The sequence below is a fragment of the Streptomyces sp. MBT65 genome (assembly GCF_016612545.1).
Classification (GTDB): Bacteria; Actinomycetota; Actinomycetes; order Streptomycetales; family Streptomycetaceae; genus Streptomyces.
On the sequence record NZ_JAENRY010000321.1, the window covers coordinates 1 to 16,628 of the forward strand.

General features: G+C 70.1%; 18 protein-coding genes, 1 tRNA gene and 1 pseudogene. 14 read left to right on the forward strand and 6 right to left on the reverse strand.

Annotated features, from left to right (window positions below):
- Positions 1-73: 73 nt before the first annotated feature.
- The 3 genes from JHN63_RS42570 to JHN63_RS42580 all read left to right on the forward strand — a co-directional run bounded on the left by JHN63_RS42570 (position 74) and on the right by JHN63_RS42580 (position 876).
- Positions 74-146 (forward strand) — tRNA-Arg (locus JHN63_RS42570).
- Between the two features lie 262 nt (positions 147-408).
- Positions 409-630 (forward strand): hypothetical protein, encoded by a 222-nt coding sequence (locus JHN63_RS42575; RefSeq protein WP_026150079.1) that lies wholly within the window; start codon positions 409-411, stop codon positions 628-630.
- Positions 631-708: 78 nt separating this feature from the next.
- Entirely contained in the window at positions 709-876 is a 168-nt protein-coding gene (locus tag JHN63_RS42580; RefSeq protein WP_200690497.1) for a hypothetical protein, read from the forward strand.
- A gap of 67 nt (positions 877-943) precedes the next feature.
- Here JHN63_RS42580 and JHN63_RS42585 read toward each other — a convergent pair whose 3' ends face one another.
- Positions 944-1,450, reverse strand: coding sequence for a nuclear transport factor 2 family protein (locus tag JHN63_RS42585; RefSeq protein ID WP_234478515.1), 507 nt, complete (start codon positions 1,448-1,450; stop codon positions 944-946).
- 21 nt (positions 1,451-1,471) lie between these two features.
- Between JHN63_RS42585 and JHN63_RS42590 the strand changes: the two genes are divergently transcribed.
- Positions 1,472-1,675: a hypothetical protein gene (locus tag JHN63_RS42590; RefSeq protein ID WP_200690498.1), complete on the forward strand. Its 204-nt coding sequence runs from the start codon at positions 1,472-1,474 to the stop codon at positions 1,673-1,675.
- Positions 1,676-1,680: 5 nt separating this feature from the next.
- Here the strand turns inward: JHN63_RS42590 and JHN63_RS42595 are convergent, their stop codons facing one another.
- The 3 genes from JHN63_RS42595 to JHN63_RS42605 form a co-directional block, all read right to left on the reverse strand.
- The gene (locus tag JHN63_RS42595) at positions 1,681-2,403 is read right to left on the reverse strand and encodes an SMI1/KNR4 family protein (RefSeq protein ID WP_200690499.1); all 723 of its coding nucleotides are present in this window, start codon (positions 2,401-2,403) and stop codon (positions 1,681-1,683) included.
- Positions 2,404-3,094: 691 nt separating this feature from the next.
- The gene (locus JHN63_RS42600; RefSeq protein ID WP_200690500.1) at positions 3,095-3,562 is read right to left on the reverse strand and encodes a GtrA family protein; all 468 of its coding nucleotides are present in this window, start codon (positions 3,560-3,562) and stop codon (positions 3,095-3,097) included.
- Between the two features lie 166 nt (positions 3,563-3,728).
- On the reverse strand, positions 3,729-4,214 hold the full coding sequence (locus JHN63_RS42605; protein ID WP_200690501.1) for a MarR family winged helix-turn-helix transcriptional regulator: 486 nt from the start codon (positions 4,212-4,214) through the stop codon (positions 3,729-3,731).
- Between the two features lie 101 nt (positions 4,215-4,315).
- Here JHN63_RS42605 and JHN63_RS42610 point away from each other — a divergent pair, with 101 nt between their 5' ends.
- The 10 genes and pseudogenes from JHN63_RS42610 to JHN63_RS42655 all read left to right on the forward strand — a co-directional run bounded on the left by JHN63_RS42610 (position 4,316) and on the right by JHN63_RS42655 (position 15,804).
- Positions 4,316-4,696, forward strand: coding sequence for an HGxxPAAW family protein (locus tag JHN63_RS42610; protein ID WP_200690502.1), 381 nt, complete (start codon positions 4,316-4,318; stop codon positions 4,694-4,696).
- A gap of 36 nt (positions 4,697-4,732) precedes the next feature.
- On the forward strand, positions 4,733-5,623 hold the full coding sequence (locus tag JHN63_RS42615) for a DUF2797 domain-containing protein (protein ID WP_200690503.1): 891 nt from the start codon (positions 4,733-4,735) through the stop codon (positions 5,621-5,623).
- Positions 5,624-5,698: 75 nt separating this feature from the next.
- Positions 5,699-6,178, forward strand: a complete 480-nt coding sequence (locus tag JHN63_RS42620) for a hypothetical protein (RefSeq protein WP_200690504.1) — start codon at positions 5,699-5,701, stop codon at positions 6,176-6,178.
- Complete coding sequence (locus tag JHN63_RS42625; RefSeq protein ID WP_200690512.1) at positions 6,156-7,085, forward strand: amidohydrolase family protein; 930 nt, start codon at positions 6,156-6,158, stop codon at positions 7,083-7,085. Before JHN63_RS42620 ends, JHN63_RS42625 begins: the two co-directional genes overlap by 23 nt.
- A gap of 220 nt (positions 7,086-7,305) precedes the next feature.
- Positions 7,306-8,046, forward strand: coding sequence for a response regulator transcription factor (locus JHN63_RS42630; RefSeq protein WP_019054929.1), 741 nt, complete (start codon positions 7,306-7,308; stop codon positions 8,044-8,046).
- Positions 8,043-9,671 carry a cell wall metabolism sensor histidine kinase WalK gene (locus JHN63_RS42635; RefSeq protein WP_200690505.1) on the forward strand — a complete coding sequence of 543 codons (1,629 nt, stop codon included), beginning with the start codon at positions 8,043-8,045 and terminating at the stop codon, positions 9,669-9,671. The genes JHN63_RS42630 and JHN63_RS42635 overlap by 4 nt, the downstream gene beginning before the upstream one ends.
- A gap of 13 nt (positions 9,672-9,684) precedes the next feature.
- Positions 9,685-11,199, forward strand: coding sequence for a bifunctional glycosyltransferase family 2/GtrA family protein (locus JHN63_RS42640; RefSeq protein ID WP_200690506.1), 1,515 nt, complete (start codon positions 9,685-9,687; stop codon positions 11,197-11,199).
- The gene (locus JHN63_RS42645) at positions 11,196-13,445 is read left to right on the forward strand and encodes a glycosyltransferase family 39 protein (RefSeq protein WP_200690507.1); all 2,250 of its coding nucleotides are present in this window, start codon (positions 11,196-11,198) and stop codon (positions 13,443-13,445) included. Before JHN63_RS42640 ends, JHN63_RS42645 begins: the two co-directional genes overlap by 4 nt.
- Before the next feature lie 105 nt (positions 13,446-13,550).
- A pseudogene (locus JHN63_RS42650) lies at positions 13,551-14,919 on the forward strand (MFS transporter).
- Positions 14,920-15,030: 111 nt separating this feature from the next.
- Positions 15,031-15,804: a TetR/AcrR family transcriptional regulator gene (locus JHN63_RS42655; RefSeq protein ID WP_200690508.1), complete on the forward strand. Its 774-nt coding sequence runs from the start codon at positions 15,031-15,033 to the stop codon at positions 15,802-15,804.
- 15 nt (positions 15,805-15,819) lie between these two features.
- Here JHN63_RS42655 and JHN63_RS42660 read toward each other — a convergent pair whose 3' ends face one another.
- Entirely contained in the window at positions 15,820-16,290 is a 471-nt protein-coding gene (locus JHN63_RS42660; protein ID WP_200690509.1) for a PPOX class F420-dependent oxidoreductase, read from the reverse strand.
- Between the two features lie 28 nt (positions 16,291-16,318).
- The coding region (locus JHN63_RS42665) for a YceI family protein (protein ID WP_200690510.1) at positions 16,319-16,628 on the reverse strand (310 nt) is incomplete at its 5' end.

Sequence of the window (16,628 nt, forward strand, 5' to 3'; positions counted from 1 at the left end):
ATGTAATGTTCTTCCTGTCGCCGCGAGCGGCCCGGAAGGGCAGGGAGCGGCGAGAAAAACTAAGAAAAAACAGGCACTCGTAGCTTAACGGATAGAGCATCTGACTACGGATCAGAAGGTTGCAGGTTCGAATCCTGCCGAGTGCACTTCGACGAGAGGCCCCGGAGCGATCCGGGGCCTCTCGCGTGTGTGCCCAGTCTCCTGCGCACGGTCCCCGGTGCCCGGTCCCCCCTGCGTCCGTTGTTTCGAAGGTCGGCGGCGGTTTTCGGGCGTGTCCGGGAACGGGCAGGTCAGGGGGGTGAGCGGTACGTCCGGGGGGCCGCGGTGGTTCCCGAGTGCTCGATCTGTGATGAACAAGCGATGTGGACGGCCTCAGCGAGTGGCGTGTCTAGGCCCATACTGGAGTCAATGACAAAGCCAGCTGCACCGAAGCGCTATTTGCCCACCAGTCCCTTCAAGGCCCCGGCCGCGGCGGCCCCCAAGCAGTTCGCCGTCGGCGACCAGGTCACACACGACATGTACGGCCTCGGCCGGGTCATCGGCATCGAGGACGGAATCGCGGTGCTCGTCGACTTCGGCTCGGTTCAGGAGCGCATCCTGAGTCCGTACGCCAAGATGAGCAAGCTGTAGGACCGCCGTGCCCGGTCACGGCACCCCAGGCCCCAGCGGCCTGTAACGAACGGGAGACCTCTCATCGACCTGACCTCGTTGTTCTCCGCCCCGGAAGGGGCGACCCGCCATCCCAACGCGGGATCGCCCCCTCCGGCGACGAACCCCTTCCAGGCCCCGGACTTCGGGGAGGACGAGAGCCTGCTGCTCGACGACGGGCCGGCAGCCTTCTCGGACATGGAAGAGGCCTTCCGCAGGGCGGGCTAGTCGGGGCGGCGGGCTGGGCTTCCACGGGCGCGGTCCGGTTCGTACGGGCGCGATCCGGCGAAGCCCGTCAACCATGTGCCGGTCCCCCAGCGGTTTTTCCGTGCTCCCTCGCCGGCCGTCCGATGGCCCGGAAGACGGCGACGGGGTCCAAGTAGTCACGCCAGTGCGCCACTTTGCGGTCCTTGACGGTGATCACGGAGACGAAGTGGTTGTCGTAGGCGCGCCCGGTGCCGACAGCCCGTCCGTGCACCGCGTACTCGAGTACGACCACGGACGTCCCGGGGTCCCGGTGGACGGCCAGTTCGTCCGCGCTGTGCAGGATCATGACGTCGCCGTAGCCGCGGTACAGGTCGGCCACCTCCTCGCGTCCCCGCACCCGGCGCGGGTAGCCGGGCACGGAGACCACGTACTCGACGACCACGTCCTCCGCCAGCGGCTCGAAGAACTGCCCGCCGTCGACGAGCCCCGCCAGCCCTTCCTGGACGATCCGGAAGAACGGCTCCAACGCGGCGAACGCGGCGAGGTCACCGATGTTCCCCGTGTTCTCCGTGTTCTCCATGTTGCCTACGGTCATGGTCACTTCACCGTCCCCGGCGTGGCCGCCCAGGCGCCGGCGCTGCGCCGGGCGAAGTCCTCGAAGCTCGTCGGCGGCCGGCCGGTGACCTTCTCGAGAGCCGCGTTCTCCCGTACCGTCCGCGAGGCCCTGGGCCAGACCACCATCCACTGCCTGACCGACTGGCGGATGGCCCTGGCCCGAGACCACCTCCGCACCGGCAACCTTCACCCGCACGGCCGTTGACGCCCTCAGCAGACCCACGGGCCGGGCAGGTCCGCGCGAATCGTCTCCAGGTCGGCAACCGTGCGGCCGCGCGCGTGGATCCAGGAGCGGTCGAGCAGACCGTCGCGGCGCAGCAGTCGGCCCGGGGCCGCGTACCAGCGGAGGGGTGAGTCGTCTGCGGAGGCCCACATCGGGTGGTCGGGCAGGTCCACTCGTGTGTAGCGCGTGAGCAGGTTCGGCAGGAGGTCGTCCGGCAGTTCGCAGGCGTCGTAGAGGCTTCCGGCGCCGAGGAGCGACTCGCTCAGCACGAGTTCCACCCAGGCCACGGACGTTCTGTCCAGGAAGGGGCTCCAGCCTTCGTGCGTCTCCATCGCCACGGGGGGATCGTCCTGCTCGATGTCGGCCAGGGGGATACCCCATGACGCGCAGCCCTGGTTCTCCTGGCGGAAGACCAGGACACCGCCGAAGTCGTCGACCACCTGGAGAGCGGGCGGCGGGACCAAGGGATCCTGCTGTCTCGTCAGGTCGGCACGACGGCCCAGCAGCGCGTATCCCTCGCGCAGAGCTGCGGGCAGCTCGAAGCCCAGATCGGCCTCCGCAGCGTCCAGTTCGGCCCTGGTGCAGCCGTCTTCCGGCCGCAGGGGCAGCCCCGTCCACTCGTCGACGAAGCGGTGCAGGAAGGCCCAGGCGTGGGAGCGACCGGCCACTCCGCCGCGCAGCGCGGCCGCTACGTCAAGAGACTCCGGCATGGGTGCCGGCATGGGCTTCGGCGTGGGTTCCCGCATGGTGCAGACGCTAGCCAGTCGATGACAGGTCTCCGCGGGGCGGGTGCCGCGAACTCCGTTGCCGTCCTGCCGCCGGGCGGATCTACTTCGGCCATGGTCACCCACCGCCAACAGCACACCGCCCACTGGACCCGCTACTTCGCCGACCGCGGTGCCGCTCGCCGCCGGTGTCGAGGGGGCCGTCCACCGGCTCGGTGACGGGACGGTCGGGAAGGTGTGGAGCGGGCGGCGGCCGGTCGGGGCGGAGCTCATGCGGCGCGCCTACGAGGACATCGCCCGGCAGGCCGCGTCCTTGTCCTTGCCCTTTGCCACGCCCGGGATTCTTGCCGTTGAGGAGTACGAAGGGGTGCTGGTCACTTATGAACGGGAGGTGGGCGGTGCGCCGTTGCGGGGTGACTCCGCGGTCGTGGCGCCGGGGCGGGAGTCGGCCGAGCGGGAGACCGATGCCCTGTCGACGGTGTTGCGTGGCCTGGCCTCCGTGCCCGGTACCGAGGCGATGCGACTGTCGACGACACCGACGCGCCCGCGGCCGTACTCGACTTCGGTTTCTTCCTCTGTCAGCGGGCGTATGCGCCGGCCACCCACGACCTGTTCTCCTCGGACGGGAGTGAGGGGCATTTCCGTTGGTGCGTCGAGCTGTTGGGGCGTGGGGCCGTCACGCCGCCGCGCTGAACGCGGGAGTCGGGCGTACCGGAAGCGCGATCGGGGCCGAAGCCGCCGTCGTCGTGGTGCGGTCCGCGAAGACGAACAGGCGGAGGACCAGGAAGCGGGCGATGCCGGCGAGGGCGGAGGCGCTGAGGTAGACGAGTTGTTCGGTGAGCATGGTGGGGGAGGAGTTGACGCTGTGGAGGATCAGTACCGCCGCTGACGTCGCCGCGTAGGCCGCCGTTGCCGAGCCCGCCGACTGCCAGTGCTCGCGCCAGCCGGGGCGGCGGCCGGTGCCGAAGGTGAACAGGGCGTGCAGCTCGGTGCAGAGGACGGTCGAGGCGACTGTGATCAGCGCGTTCGCCGCCGCCCAGGGCATCAGTGCGGCGAGCACCGGGACCGCCAGGCTGGAGAGGACCCCGATCCCGCCGCCGCACGCCACGAACCTCACGAAGGATGCGAACGGGCCGGGCTTCATGGGATTTCCCTCCGTACGGCGGCTTTTGGGCCTGCGCAGGCCCTGTTGGCCGGCTGAGGTCAACCTTGCCGTCGTACGGGTCCGGGCACGATGAAGCGGTCTCCCGAACCGTTGGTGTAGCGGGCTGTACCAACGGGGTCGGGTATACCCCCGGGTGCGCCTCGGATCAGCTGTCCCCGTCCCGCGCCCGGAGTTCCTCGATGTAGTCCTGCGCGAGTGCCGACGTGCGTGTGAACCAGTCGGCCAGTACGGCGATCTCGGCGGGGGAGTAGTCGGCGAACTGGGCGTTGAGGCGGTCGTAGTAGGGGCCGTAGAGGGCGACGACCCGGGTCACCGCGTCCGGTACCGAGGCCACGCGGACGCGGCGGCGGTCGGTGGGGTCGGGGACGCGGGTGATGAAACCGGCGCGTTCGAGGCGGTTGAGGATGCCGGTCACCGCGCCCGTCGTGACATGGGCGTGTTCGGCCAGGTCACCGGCGGTGAGGAGGTTCTCCCCCGCCTTCAGGACGTAGGCGAAGCAGAGGAGATCGGTGACGTTCAGGCCCAGCCGCTCGGCCATTTCCTGCTGGCCCAGCTGGGCGGTGGCGATGAGGGAGTCCATCGCGTCCAGCGCCTGGGCCGCGGTGGCGGTGGGGCGAGGCTTGGCTTGCATCGTTATTGCCTTAGCTCGTGAGAGATTTGTACTCTAAACTTCTTAGGTCGTGAGTTATCTGGCGGTGAATCGTCCGGCAGGGCTTCGAGGGAGGCTGGCACATGAGCGCACACCAGTATGACGAGGGGCATACGGTCGCCGGTTGGACCGGATTCGGCATCGCGACCGTCGGGTCGACCGTCGCGGGGGTGGGGGTGTGTCTGGTCTCCGCCCCGCTGATCGGCGGTGGGCTGGGGATCGTCGTGGTGAGCGTTCTGGTCACCTGGGCGCTGCATCTCGCCGGGTGGGGCAAGCCGCCCGGGCGGCGGGACCGGGAGCAGTGGGGGATGCGGGCGCGGGATCCGCTGGCGCGCGCGGGGCACCCCGGGTGTGTCGGGTGCCGGCTGGCCGGGCGGGGGCGGGCGGCCCAGGTCCAGGTCCAGGAGTACGGGGTCGTGCCTGTGCCTCGTGAGTCCGCGCCGGTCGGTGAAACGGCTGGCTGATGCCGTTGTCAGTGCCGCCGTCTAGTCTCGTGAGCGATGGCAGAGACATCACGGGCGGCACAGACATGGAAGTGCTCGGGGCTGCGGTGGGCGGCCGCCGGTCCCGAGTTGAGGTGGGACGGCGGGCGCGGGAGCCCGTTGCCCCGGGGGAAGCGGGTGGCCTTCGAGGTCGCGGAAGGGGGCGGGCGGACATGTGTGGGAGCGCGGGGGAACGCCTGTCCGGTGCGGGCGGGTGTGCCGGAGCGGAGTACGGGCGCGCGGTGCGAGGAGTGCGCACGGCTGGACCGGGCGCACTCGGTCGCCGCCGACACGATCGCGGACGACCCGCGGCCGTACCACGTATATCTGGCCTGGTTCGGCCCCGGCCTGCTCAAGGTCGGCATCACCGCCGAGGAGCGCGGCTCCGCGCGGCTGCTTGAGCAGGGCGCGATCTGCTTCAGCTGGCTGGGCCTCGGCCCGCTGATGGCGGCCCGACGCTCGGAGGAACTCCTGCGCGCCGCACTCCGCGTGCCCGACCGGATTCCCTACGGCGAGAAGCGCGCCGTCCGTTCCGCGTTGCCGGGTTCGGCGGCGGAGCGGACCGCCGAGCTCGCCGACCTGCACGCACGGGCGCTCGCGCTGCGCGAATGGCCGGAGTCGCTGCACCGCGAGCCGTATCAACCCGTGGACCACGTCGACGTGTTCGGCCTCGGGGCACTCCCGGCCGCCGTCGGCGAGGTGAGCGGGCTGGTCGCGGGCGGGGTGGTGAGCGGAGAGCTGGCCGCGGCGGCGGGACCGGACCTCCACCTCGCGACCGAGCGGGGCGTGATCGTGCTGGACACCCGGCTGATGACGGGGTGGGAGTTGATCCCCGCTGGGGGCGACGCGGGTGGATTCACGGTGCCGGTGCGGGAGTTCAGGCGAGAGGTGCAGGAGGGGTTGTTCTGACACCTTCTCCGAGACTGCGGCTGAAGTGACCTTGGCCGGAAGCGACCGTGATCGTCGAGTGGGGAGGGAGTCGTCATGGAAGTACCCGTCACCGTCCAGTACGTCCGCACGTCCTGGACGAAACGGTCGCGTGGCGGGACGGCCGCCGCGCGGAGGAACGCGGTGCCGGTCGGCTTCGCCCTGCCGTCCGGTCTGCTGCCGCTCGCCCACACCGTCCAGATCCGTGAGCGGGAGGACTTCACGCCGCACGAGGGCCGCACGGAGGTGAAGCATGTCGACGTCCAACTCCGGCGGGTGGACGGGCGGTTGCGGGTACTCCCCCGCGTGCAACCGCTGTTCGGGCTGCCGCCCAGGCCGCGCAGACCTCCGGCGGTGCGGCTCGTGCCGGGGCAGTGGGTCCGATGGCAGCTCAACTACCGCTTCAGCAGCGCGGCCGGCGTGCGGGACTGGTCGTACTGGCTGGACACGTTCAACATCGCGTACGGGCCGGTGACCGACGACGTGTTTCTGGGGATGCCCGACTTCCATGTGGATGAGCAGGGGCCGGTCCGATAGAGAGGAGCAGCGCGTGGATGTGGATGTGGACGCCGAGGCGGCCGAGGTACGGGCGTTCTGGCGGCGGCTCGGGCTCCCCGGGCTCGTCGACGTGCATACCCACTTCATGCCCGAGCGGGTGCTCCGGAAGGTCTGGGACTACTTCGACGCGCTCGGGGCGGCGACCGGTGGGGCCCTTGAGTGGCCGATCACCTATCGGAAGGAGGAAGCGGAACGGGTCGCGCTGATAAGGGAGTTCGGAGTACGCGCTTTCACCGCCATGCTCTACCCGCACAAGCCCGGGATGGCCGAGTGGCTCAACGGCTGGGCCGTCGACTTCGCCGCCCGTACCCCCGACTGTCTGCACACCTCGACTCTCTTCCCGGAACCGGGAGTTGAGAGCTATGTCAGGCAGGCGCTGGACTCCGGCGCGCGGGTGTTCAAGGCGCATGTGCAGGTCGGGGCGTACGACCCGGCCGATGAACTCCTCGACCCCGCCTGGGGGTTGCTCGCCGAGGCCGGGACGCCGGTGGTGATCCACTGCGGGTCGGGGCCCGCGCCCGGCAAGCACACCGGACCCGGACCGGTCGGGCGCGTGCTGGCCCGGCACCCCCGGCTGCGGCTGGTCTTCGCGCACATGGGGATGCCGGAGTACGAGGACTTCCTCGACCTGGCCGAACGCTACGGCGAGGTGCGGCTCGACACGACGATGGCGTTCACGGACTTCAGCGAACGCCTCGCGCCCTTTCCGCCGGGTGCGCTCCCCCGGCTGGCCGCGCTCGGCGACCGCGTGCTGCTCGGCAGCGACTTCCCGAACATTCCGTACCTCTACCTTCACCAGCTGTCCGCCCTGGAGCGGCTGGACCTGGGCGACGACTGGCTGCGCGCGGTCTGCCACGACAACGGGGCGCGGCTGTTCGCAGGGTGAGGGGTGGCTGAGAGGACGACCGGTACGGGTGATGCGGGGAGAGTGTGCAGATACGGGGGAGGTCGGGGCGGGCGCGGACGCGACCGGCGGCTTCATGACCGCGGGATGAGCGTTGGGCAAGCGGTTCCAAGGTGTTCCCTGAGTGGTGCCTGTGAGTTTCTCAGGAAAATCACAGACTCTAGAAAGCGTGCTCTTAGAGGACCCCGACAAGGTGTCCACTATGACCACGACCTCGCCCCAGGGGCGCACCGAACTGCTGAGGCCGGACGGGAGCCCCGTCCGAGTGCTTGTGGTGGACGACGAGCTGTCGATCACCGAGCTGCTGTCCATGGCCCTCCGTTACGAGGGCTGGCAGATCCGCAGCGCGGGTGACGGGACCGGCGCGATCCAGACCGCGCGCGAGTTCCGGCCCGACGCCGTCGTCCTCGACATGATGCTTCCGGACATGGACGGCCTCACCGTTCTTGGCCGGATGCGCAGAGAGCTGCCGGACGTCCCGGTGCTGTTCCTGACGGCCAAGGACGCCGTCGAGGACCGTATCGCCGGACTCACCGCCGGCGGCGACGACTACGTCACCAAGCCCTTCAGCCTCGAAGAGGTCGTCGCCCGGCTGCGCGGACTGATCCGCCGCTCCGGTGCCGCCGACCGCCGCTCGGACTCCGTGCTGGTCGTGGGTGACCTCACCCTCGACGAGGACAGCCACGAGGTGTCGCGGGCCGGAGAGGGCATCCACCTCACCGCGACCGAGTTTGAGCTGTTGCGCTTCCTCATGCGTAATCCCCGGCGTGTACTCAGCAAGGCACAGATCCTGGACCGGGTGTGGTCGTACGACTTCGGCGGGCAGGCCAATGTGGTCGAGCTCTACATCTCGTACCTGCGCCGGAAGATCGACGCGGGACGTGAGCCGATGATCCACACCCGGCGCGGTGCCGGTTACCTGATCAAGCCCGCGGCCTCATGAGCGGGCGACGACGGCCGCGTGCGCAGAAGAGACGAGCGGGTAAGCCGCGCACCCTGCGGACCCGGCTCGTCGTCGCGTCCGTGACGCTGATCGCGGTGGTGTGCGCGGTGATCGGGACCGTGACGACCTTCGCCCTGCGGTCACACCTGTACGACCAGTTGGACGGCCAGCTGAACGAGTCCGCCTCGCGGGCGTCCGGTTCCTTCGGGCCGCCCGGCGGCCAGCAGCCGAAGGACGGCCTCGGCGTGCCCGGCGGGCAGAAGACGCAGCGGCAGGCGCAGCAGACCAAGCTCGACGACTTCGTCACGGGTCCGCAGCCCCAGGGCACGATCATCGCCAAGGTCGTGAACGGCTCCATCACCGACGCCAGGCGCGGGGTGAAGCAGGCGACCGACCTGAAGATGACCTCGAAGACGCTCTCCAAGGCCCAGCTCGCCGCGCTCAGCTCCGTCCCCCAGGACAACAAGCAGCACACCGTGGAGATCCCCGGTGTCGGCGACTTCCGCGTCGAGTACAAGAGCGGGGACAGCGGCAGCTACTACGTCGCCGTCCCGACCGCCGAGGTCGACAACACCATCAACACGCTGATCCTCGTCGAGCTCAGCGTCACCGCCGCCGGCCTGGTGGCCGCGGGGATCGCCGGCTACGTCCTCGTCGGTGTGGCCACCCGCCCCCTGCGCCGGGTCGCCGCCACCGCCACCCGGGTCTCCGAACTCCCGCTCCACACGGGCGAAGTGACCCTGAACGAACGGGTCCCCGAGTCCGAGACCGACCCGCACACCGAGGTCGGCCAGGTCGGTGCCGCGCTCAACCGGATGCTCGACCATGTGCACGGCGCCCTGCACGCGAGACAGCAGAGCGAGATGCGGGTACGGCAGTTCGTGGCCGACGCCAGCCATGAGCTGCGGACGCCGCTCGCCTCGATCCGCGGTTATGCCGAGCTGACCCGTCGTGGACGCGAACAGACCGGGCCCGACACCAAGCACGCCCTCGGGAGAATCGAGTCCGAGGCCGGGCGCATGACCCTCCTCGTGGAGGATCTGCTCCTCCTCGCCCGCCTCGACGCGGGCAGACCGCTCCAGTTCGACCAGACCGACCTCATCCCGCTCGTCGTGGACACCATCAGCGACTCGCGCGCGGCCGGCATGGACCACAACTGGCGGCTCGACCTGCCCGACGAACCGGCCCTCGTGTCGGCGGACGCGGCCCGTATCCAGCAGGTGCTCATCAACCTGCTGGGCAACGCCCGCAAGCACACCCCGCCCGGTACGACGATCACCGCCCGCGTGCAGCGGCGCGGGCCGTGGATGTGCGTGGACGTCGAGGACAACGGCCAGGGCATCCCGCCGGATCTGCTGCCGCATGTCTTCGAGCGGTTCGCGCGCGGCGACTCGGCGCGCTCCCGCTCCACCGGATCGACAGGTCTGGGCCTCGCCATCGTGCAGGCGGTCGCGACCGCACACGGCGGCGCGGTCACCGTGGACAGCGTTCCCGGACGCACGGTGTTCACCGTGCATCTGCCCGCGCTGGCACCGGCTGTGCCCACGCCCGCCCCCGAAACGAATTGGCAATCGCACTCACAGGCACAGCACAGTGCCACCACATGGGTGCAACAGGGCGTTTGAGGAGAGTCGGTTCATGCGAACCGACTCTTCTCCCGGCACCCTGCCGGCGCGGGAGCACCTCCCGGCCGGAGACGCCGGTACGCCTGTCCTGGACGTAGTGATCCCCGTCTACAACGAGGAGAAGGACCTCCAGCCATGTGTGCTCAGACTGCACGAGCACCTCAAGCGCACGTTCCCGTACGCGTTCCGCATCACCATCGCGGACAACGCGTCGATCGACACCACTCCTCAGGTGGCGGCGCGGCTGGAGTCGGAGATCCCCGAGGTGAAGTCGTTCCGGCTGGAGCAGAAGGGGCGCGGTCGAGCACTGCGCACCGTCTGGTCCGCCTCGGACGCACCGATCCTCGCCTACATGGACGTCGACCTCTCCACCGACCTCAACGCGCTGCTGCCCCTGGTGGCACCGCTGATCTCGGGTCACTCCGACCTGGCGATCGGATCCCGGCTGGCCCGCTCGTCGCGTGTCGTGCGTGGCGCCAAGCGCGAGTTCATCAGCCGGACGTACAACCTGATCCTGCGCGGCTCGCTCCAGGCCCGCTTCTCGGACGCCCAGTGCGGATTCAAGGCGATCCGGCGTGATGTGGCCCAGGCGCTGCTGCCGATGGTCGAGGACACCGGCTGGTTCTTCGACACCGAGATGCTGGTGCTGGCCGAGCGTGCCGGACTCCGTATCCACGAGGTGCCGGTCGACTGGGTCGACGACCCGAACTCGACCGTCCACATCGTGAAGACCGCGACCGAGGACCTGAAGGGAGTGTGGCGCGTGGGCAAGGCCCTGGCCTCCGGTTCGCTGCCGCTCGACCGTGTCACGCGTCCCTTCGGCGACGACCCGCGCGACCGCGACATCAAGGACGTGCCCAAGGGCCTGGCCCGCCAGCTCGTCGGATTCTGTGTCGTGGGCGGTCTCTCCACCCTCTTCTACCTGGTGCTCTACAGCGCCTTCCGGCAGTTCTCCGGCTCGCAGATCGCCAACGCGCTCGCGCTGCTGGTCTCGGCGGTCGCCAACACCGCCGCGAACCGCCGGCTGACCTTCGGGGTCCGCGGCAAGGGCGGCGCCGTCCGTCACCAGGCGCAGGGCCTGGTCGTCTTCGCCATCGGCCTCGCGCTGACCAGTGGTTCGCTCGCCGCGCTGAACGCGGCCAGCAGCGACCCGTCGCACTCCACCGAACTCGCGGTCCTGGTGGCCGCCAACCTCGCGGCGACCGTCCTGCGCTTCCTGCTCTTCCGCGCCTGGGTCTTCCCGGACCGCGGCGACAGCGTCGAGGAGTCGACGGTCGTGGCCGTCAACTCCCCTTCATCGCCCACCTATGCGACGGCGGCGCCGCGCAACGCGCAACACCACCAGGGTTCCTACGGCCCCCTGCCCCACCGGCAGCCCCAGCCCCACCAGGGGTCGTACGACACCACCACGTACGACAACACGACCCAGTTCCGCGCCGGTGAAGCCGCGGACGGCACCTGGAGGGACGCGACGATGCGGTTGCAGCCGGTGCGTCCCCACGACACCGATCCGAGGGATCCCCGATGACCACCGAAACCGATCAGACGACCTATCCGGGAGGAGGCGGCCCCTCGTCCTGGGGGGCGCCGACCGGTGACACCGGTGCCGGAGACACGGCCGTGCACGAGCCGGTGGCGCCCTCGGACGACCTGGCCCCCCAGGCGGGTGAGCCCAAGCAGCCGCTCGGGCGCCGCCTGTGGCGCGGCCGGCCCGAGGACCCGAGCTGGGCACGCCCCGCCTTCTGGGGCATGCTGCTGGCGACCGGCCTGCTCTACCTCTACAACCTGAGCGCGTCCGGGTATTCGAACTCCTTCTACTCGGCGGCGGTTCAGGCCGGCAGCAAGAGCTGGAAGGCGATGCTGTTCGGCTCGCTGGACGCGGGCAACGCGATCACCGTCGACAAGCCCTCGGCCTTCCTGTGGCCGATGGAGATCTCGGTCCGCATCTTCGGCCTCAACTCGTGGGCGATCCTGGTCCCCGAGGTCCTCATGGGCGTCGGCACGGTCGCCGTCGTCTACGCGGCGGTACGGCGGAGGCACAGCCCCCAGGCCGGTCTGATCGCGGGTGCCGTCCTGGCGCTCACCCCGGTCGCCGCGCTGATGTTCCGCTTCAACAACCCTGACGCCGCACTGGCGTTGCTCATGGCGACCGCCTGCTACCTCGTCGTCCGGGCCCTGGAGGACGGCCGCACGAAGTGGCTGGTGTGGGCCGGAGTCGCGATCGGCTTCGCGTTCCTGTCGAAGACCCTCCAGGCCTTCCTGATCCTGCCGCCGCTGGCCATCGTCTACGCGGTCTGCGCGCCGGTGAGCGTGAAGAAGAGGTTCGCCCAACTGGGCCTGGCCACGGGCGCGTTGGTCGTCGCAGCCGGCTGGTGGGTCGCGCTCGTCGAGCTGTGGCCGGCCTCCTCGCGCCCCTACATCGGCGGCTCGCAGAACAACAGCTTCCTTGAACTGACCTTCGGCTACAACGGGTTCGGCCGCCTCAGCGGCGACGAGACCGGCAGCGTCGGCGGGGGCGGTGGCGGCGGCGGTACCGGCCAGTGGGGTGCCACCGGCTGGGACCGGATGTTCAACTCCGAGATCGGCAGCCAGATCTCCTGGCTGCTGCCCACCGCGCTGATCCTCCTGGTCGCGGGCCTGGTGGCCACGCGCAAGCTGGGCCGCACGTCGGTCAGGCGCAGTTCGATGCTCGTGTGGGGCGGCTCGCTGGTGACGACCCTGGTCGTCTTCAGCTACATGGCCGGCATCTTCCACCAGTACTACACGATCGCGCTGGCCCCCTACATGGCCGCGGTCATCGGCATCGGCGCGGGTTCCCTCTGGGAGAAGCGCGGCGAGATCTGGGCGTCGATCACCCTCGCGGCGGCGGTGGTTGCGGCCGGCGTGTGGGGTTACGTCCTCCTCAACCGCACCCCCGACTACCTGCCCTGGCTGAAGTGGCTGGTCCTCCTCGGCTCCCTGGCGGGCGCGCTCGGCCTGATCTTCGTCGCGAAGATCGGCCGCCAACTCGCCCTCGCCGCAGTGGGGTTGAGCATCGTGGCGGGCCTCGCGGGCCCGGCGGCGTACACCATGTCGACGGTCGACTCGGCGCACACCGGCTCCATCCCGACGGCCGGTCCGGCCGGCGCGAGCATGATGGGCGGCGGTCCCGGTGGCGGCGGCGGTCGCGGCGGCTTCGGCGGCGGCAACCGCACCGGCGGCACGGGCACGATGCCCGGCCAGCAGGGCGGCAACGGCGGCACCACCCAGAACCAGGGCGGCGGCTTCCCCGGCGGCGGCACGGGCACGATGCCCGGCGGCGGTACCGGTACGGCGCCCGGTGGTGGCGGTACGACCCAGAACCAGGGTGGCGGCTTCGGCGGCCAGATGGGCGGCGACGGTGGCATGGGCGGCGGCGGTGGCGTCGGCGGTCTGCTCAACGGCGCGACGGTCACCTCGGCGGCCAAGAAGCTGCTCCAGACGGACGCGAGCAAGTACACCTGGGTCGCCGCGTCCATCGGCTCCCAGAACGCGGCGAGCTACCAACTCGCCACCGGTGACCCGGTGATGGCGATCGGCGGCTTCAACGGCACCGACCCGTCGCCGACGCTGGCCCAGTTCCAGAAGTACGTGGCGGACGGAAAGATCCACTACTTCATCTCGGGCGGCACCGGCATGGGCGGCAGCAGCACCGGCAGCTCCTCGCAGATCACCTCGTGGGTCGAGAAGAACTACAAGAAGGTGACGGTCGGTTCGGCCACCTTCTACGACCTGACGCAGAAGACGAGCAGCTGACGCTTCTCCACTGAGCAGGGGCGGTGACCACATGGTCGCCGCCCCTCTTCATGTCCGGAGAATCTCCGTTGTACGCCGTATGGGAACTGTTCTACGGTGTACAGCATGCCGACCTCCTCCCATCCCAGGCGCTGGATCGTCCTGGGAGTCATCTGCCTCGCACAGCTCACCGTGCTGCTCGACAACACCGTCCTGAACGTGGCGATCCCCTCGCTCACCCGCGAACTCGACGCGAGCACCGCCGACATCCAGTGGATGATCAACGCGTACTCGCTCGTCCAGTCGGGGCTCCTGCTCACCGCGGGCAGCGCCGCCGACCGCTACGGCCGCAAGAAGATGCTGATCACCGGACTCGTCCTCTTCGGCGCGGGCTCGCTGATCGCCGGACTGGCCGACTCCACCGGGCAGTTGATCGCCGCGCGGGCCGGGATGGGGATCGGCGGGGCGCTGCTCATCACGACCACTCTCGCCGTCGTGATGCAGATCTTCACCCCCGAGGAACAGCCGAAGGCGATCGGCATCTGGGCCGCCGTCAACGCGCTCGGCTTCGCGACCGGCCCGCTCCTCGGCGGCTTCATGCTCAACCACTTCTGGTGGGGCGCGATCTTCCTGATCAACCTCCCGGTGGCCGCGCTCGCGCTGGTCGCGGCGGTGGCCCTGGTCCCCGAGTCGAAGAACCCGCGCGGCGACCGCCCCGACCTCCTCGGCGCCCTGCTCTCCACCGTCGGGATGGCCGCGCTGGTCTACGCGATCATCTCCGGCCCGGTCCACGGCTGGACGTCGGACCGGGTGCCGCTGATCGCGGCGGTCGCGGTCCGCGGTCACCGGGGTCGTCCTGATCACCTTCGGCATGGCGGGCTCCCTGTTCCTCCTCACCCAGCACCTCCAATTCGTCCTCGGCTACGGCCCGTTGGAGGCCGGCGTACGGACGGCGCCGCTCGCCCTGGTGATCGTCGCGCTCAACTTCTCGGGGTTGGCGGCGAAGTGGACGGCGAGGCTCGGAGCGCCGGTGGCGATCGGGCTGGGCATGGTGCTGATGTCGGCGGGGCTGGCGTCGATCGCGGTGGTCGCGTCCGGGGGGTATGCGGGGACGTTGGTGGGGTTGTCGCTGATCGGGGCGGGGGCGGCGATCAGCAATCCGGCGATGGCTCACGCGATCATGAGTGCGATTCCGCCGGAGAAGGCGGGGGTCGGCGCGGGTGTGAACGGCACGTTGGGGGAGTTCGGGAACGGGTTGGGGGTCGCCGTTCTCGGCGCGGTGCTGAGTTCACGGTTCGCGGCGGGCTCCTTGCCGGAGGGCCTGGCGGCGGCTTCTTCCGCCGAGGAGAGGAGGAGGGTGGTCGATTCCTTCTCCGCCGGGCTGGAGGCCAGTCAGTTGGTGGGGGCGGTGGCTGTTTTGGCCGGGGGGTTGCTCGCCGCGGCGTTGTTGTGGCGGGCGGAGCGGGCAGACTCGGGGGTGGTGGTCGCTCAGTAGTGTCCGCGGGTCCGTCGTGGCTGGTCGCGCCCACGCGGCGGAGCCGCGGATGTCAGGGCCCCGCGCTCCTGCATACAGTGATCCGGATCGAGATCTTGAGGAAGGTGCGTCATGGCCAAGACACCCCCGTCGTCAGGGCGTTCCGCGCGCACCAGTGTCTGGCTCGGGACGAAGACGCGCCGGAGCGGACGGAGCGGGGGACAACCCTCCGGGCTCGACCGCACCCGCATCACCGACGCCACCGTACGACTGCTGGACGCCGAAGGGCTCGCGAAGTTCTCCATGCGGAGGCTGGCGGCCGAGCTGAACGTGACGGCGATGTCCGTCTACTGGTACGTCGACACGAAGGACGACCTCCTCGAACTCGCCATGGACGCCGTCTTCGGCGAGCTGCCGCCGCTGCCCGATCCGGAGGCGGCGGGCGAGGACTGGCGGGACCAGCTCCGCACGCTGGCCACGGAGTACCGGCGGCTGCTGGTCCGGCACCCGTGGCTGTCGCCGCTCGCCGGGACGTTTCTCAACATCGGGCCGAACAACCTGTCCTTCTCCCGTGCCGTGCAGCGCGTGATCCGGCGCACGGGGCTGCCGGACCACGGGCTGACGGGTGCGATCTCGGCCGTCTTCCAGTTCGTGTACGGCTACGGCACGATCGAGGGCCACTTCTTCGCCCGGGTCGCCGACGCCGGCATGACCCCCGACGACTACTTCCGGCACGCCATGACGACGTTCGACGGGGCCCCGACGACCGCCGAGATCGTGGAGGAGTCCAGGAAACTCATGGCGGCCCGGGGCGGCGACACGGTCGCGGAGATGATGGACCGGGACTTCACCTTCGCCCTGGACCTGCTGGTGGCGGGCATCGAGGCGATGGTGAAACGGGGTTGAACTTCTGTGCGGAGACTAGTCGTCAGTGGCCAGCCGCGCCGGAAAACCGCCGGTGGCGATCGGTCCCCAGCGCTCCGGGGTGACCCGGATGATCGACTTGCCCTGCTTCAGCATCGCCGCGCGGTACTCGTCCCAGTCCGGGTGCTCCCCCGCGATGTTGCGGTAGTACTCGACGAGCGGTTCCACGGAGTCCGGCGGGTCGATGACCTCGGCCGTGCCGTCGATCTGGACCCACGGGTCGTTCCACTCGTCGCTCACGACGACGATGCTGACCCGCGGGTCCCGCTTGGCGTTGCGGGTCTTGGCCCGCTCGGGGTACGTGGAGACGACGATCCGCCCGGAGTCGTCCACCCCACAGGTCAGCGGCGAGGCCTGCGGACTGCCGTCGGCCCGCCGGGTCAGCAGCAGCGCGCGGTGGCGGGGTCGTACGAAGTCGAGCAACTCGTCCAGGGTGACTTTGGTGTTGGTCGCGATGTTCGGTGCCATACCGCCACCCTAGGCGCACGGCCCCCGCTCACGCCTGCGGCAGCGACTCCCCCTGCACCGCCTGGACGTCCAGCTCGACCTTGAGGGTCGTACCGATCGCGGCGATGCCCGCCTGGACGACCTGGTTGTAGTTCATCGCGAAGTCCTCGCGGCGCAGTTCCGTGGTGGCCCGGAACGCGGCCCGTGTGCCGCCCCAGGGGTCGGCTCCGGTGCCGAGGTAGGCGAGGTCGAGGGCGACGGGCCGTACGACACCGTGGAGGGTCAGTTCGCCGGAGACGGTCCAGCGGTCGGAGCCGGCCGGGGTCAGGCCCGTGGAGCGGTAGGTGATCTCCGGGTGG

What these genes read in the sequence shown, in the direction of transcription:
- JHN63_RS42605 (WP_200690501.1), bottom strand. Translation starts at nt 4,214, where the DNA reads ATGCAAGCCAAGCCTCGCCCCACCGCCACCGCGGCCCAGGCGCTGGAC.
- JHN63_RS42615 (WP_200690503.1), top strand. Translation starts at nt 4,733, where the DNA reads ATGGCAGAGACATCACGGGCGGCACAGACATGGAAGTGCTCGGGGCTG.
- JHN63_RS42635 (WP_200690505.1), top strand. Translation starts at nt 8,043, where the DNA reads ATGAGCGGGCGACGACGGCCGCGTGCGCAGAAGAGACGAGCGGGTAAG.
- JHN63_RS42645 (WP_200690507.1), top strand. Translation starts at nt 11,196, where the DNA reads ATGACCACCGAAACCGATCAGACGACCTATCCGGGAGGAGGCGGCCCC.
- JHN63_RS42660 (WP_200690509.1), bottom strand. Translation starts at nt 16,290, where the DNA reads ATGGCACCGAACATCGCGACCAACACCAAAGTCACCCTGGACGAGTTG.
- JHN63_RS42575 (WP_026150079.1), top strand. Translation starts at nt 409, where the DNA reads ATGACAAAGCCAGCTGCACCGAAGCGCTATTTGCCCACCAGTCCCTTC.
- JHN63_RS42625 (WP_200690512.1), top strand. Translation starts at nt 6,156, where the DNA reads ATGAGCAGGGGCCGGTCCGATAGAGAGGAGCAGCGCGTGGATGTGGAT.
- JHN63_RS42585 (WP_234478515.1), bottom strand. Translation starts at nt 1,450, where the DNA reads ATGACCGTAGGCAACATGGAGAACACGGAGAACACGGGGAACATCGGT.
- JHN63_RS42600 (WP_200690500.1), bottom strand. Translation starts at nt 3,562, where the DNA reads ATGAAGCCCGGCCCGTTCGCATCCTTCGTGAGGTTCGTGGCGTGCGGC.
- JHN63_RS42620 (WP_200690504.1), top strand. Translation starts at nt 5,699, where the DNA reads ATGGAAGTACCCGTCACCGTCCAGTACGTCCGCACGTCCTGGACGAAA.
- JHN63_RS42655 (WP_200690508.1), top strand. Translation starts at nt 15,031, where the DNA reads ATGGCCAAGACACCCCCGTCGTCAGGGCGTTCCGCGCGCACCAGTGTC.
- JHN63_RS42640 (WP_200690506.1), top strand. Translation starts at nt 9,685, where the DNA reads ATGCGAACCGACTCTTCTCCCGGCACCCTGCCGGCGCGGGAGCACCTC.
- JHN63_RS42630 (WP_019054929.1), top strand. Translation starts at nt 7,306, where the DNA reads ATGACCACGACCTCGCCCCAGGGGCGCACCGAACTGCTGAGGCCGGAC.
- JHN63_RS42610 (WP_200690502.1), top strand. Translation starts at nt 4,316, where the DNA reads ATGAGCGCACACCAGTATGACGAGGGGCATACGGTCGCCGGTTGGACC.
- JHN63_RS42595 (WP_200690499.1), bottom strand. Translation starts at nt 2,403, where the DNA reads ATGCCGGAGTCTCTTGACGTAGCGGCCGCGCTGCGCGGCGGAGTGGCC.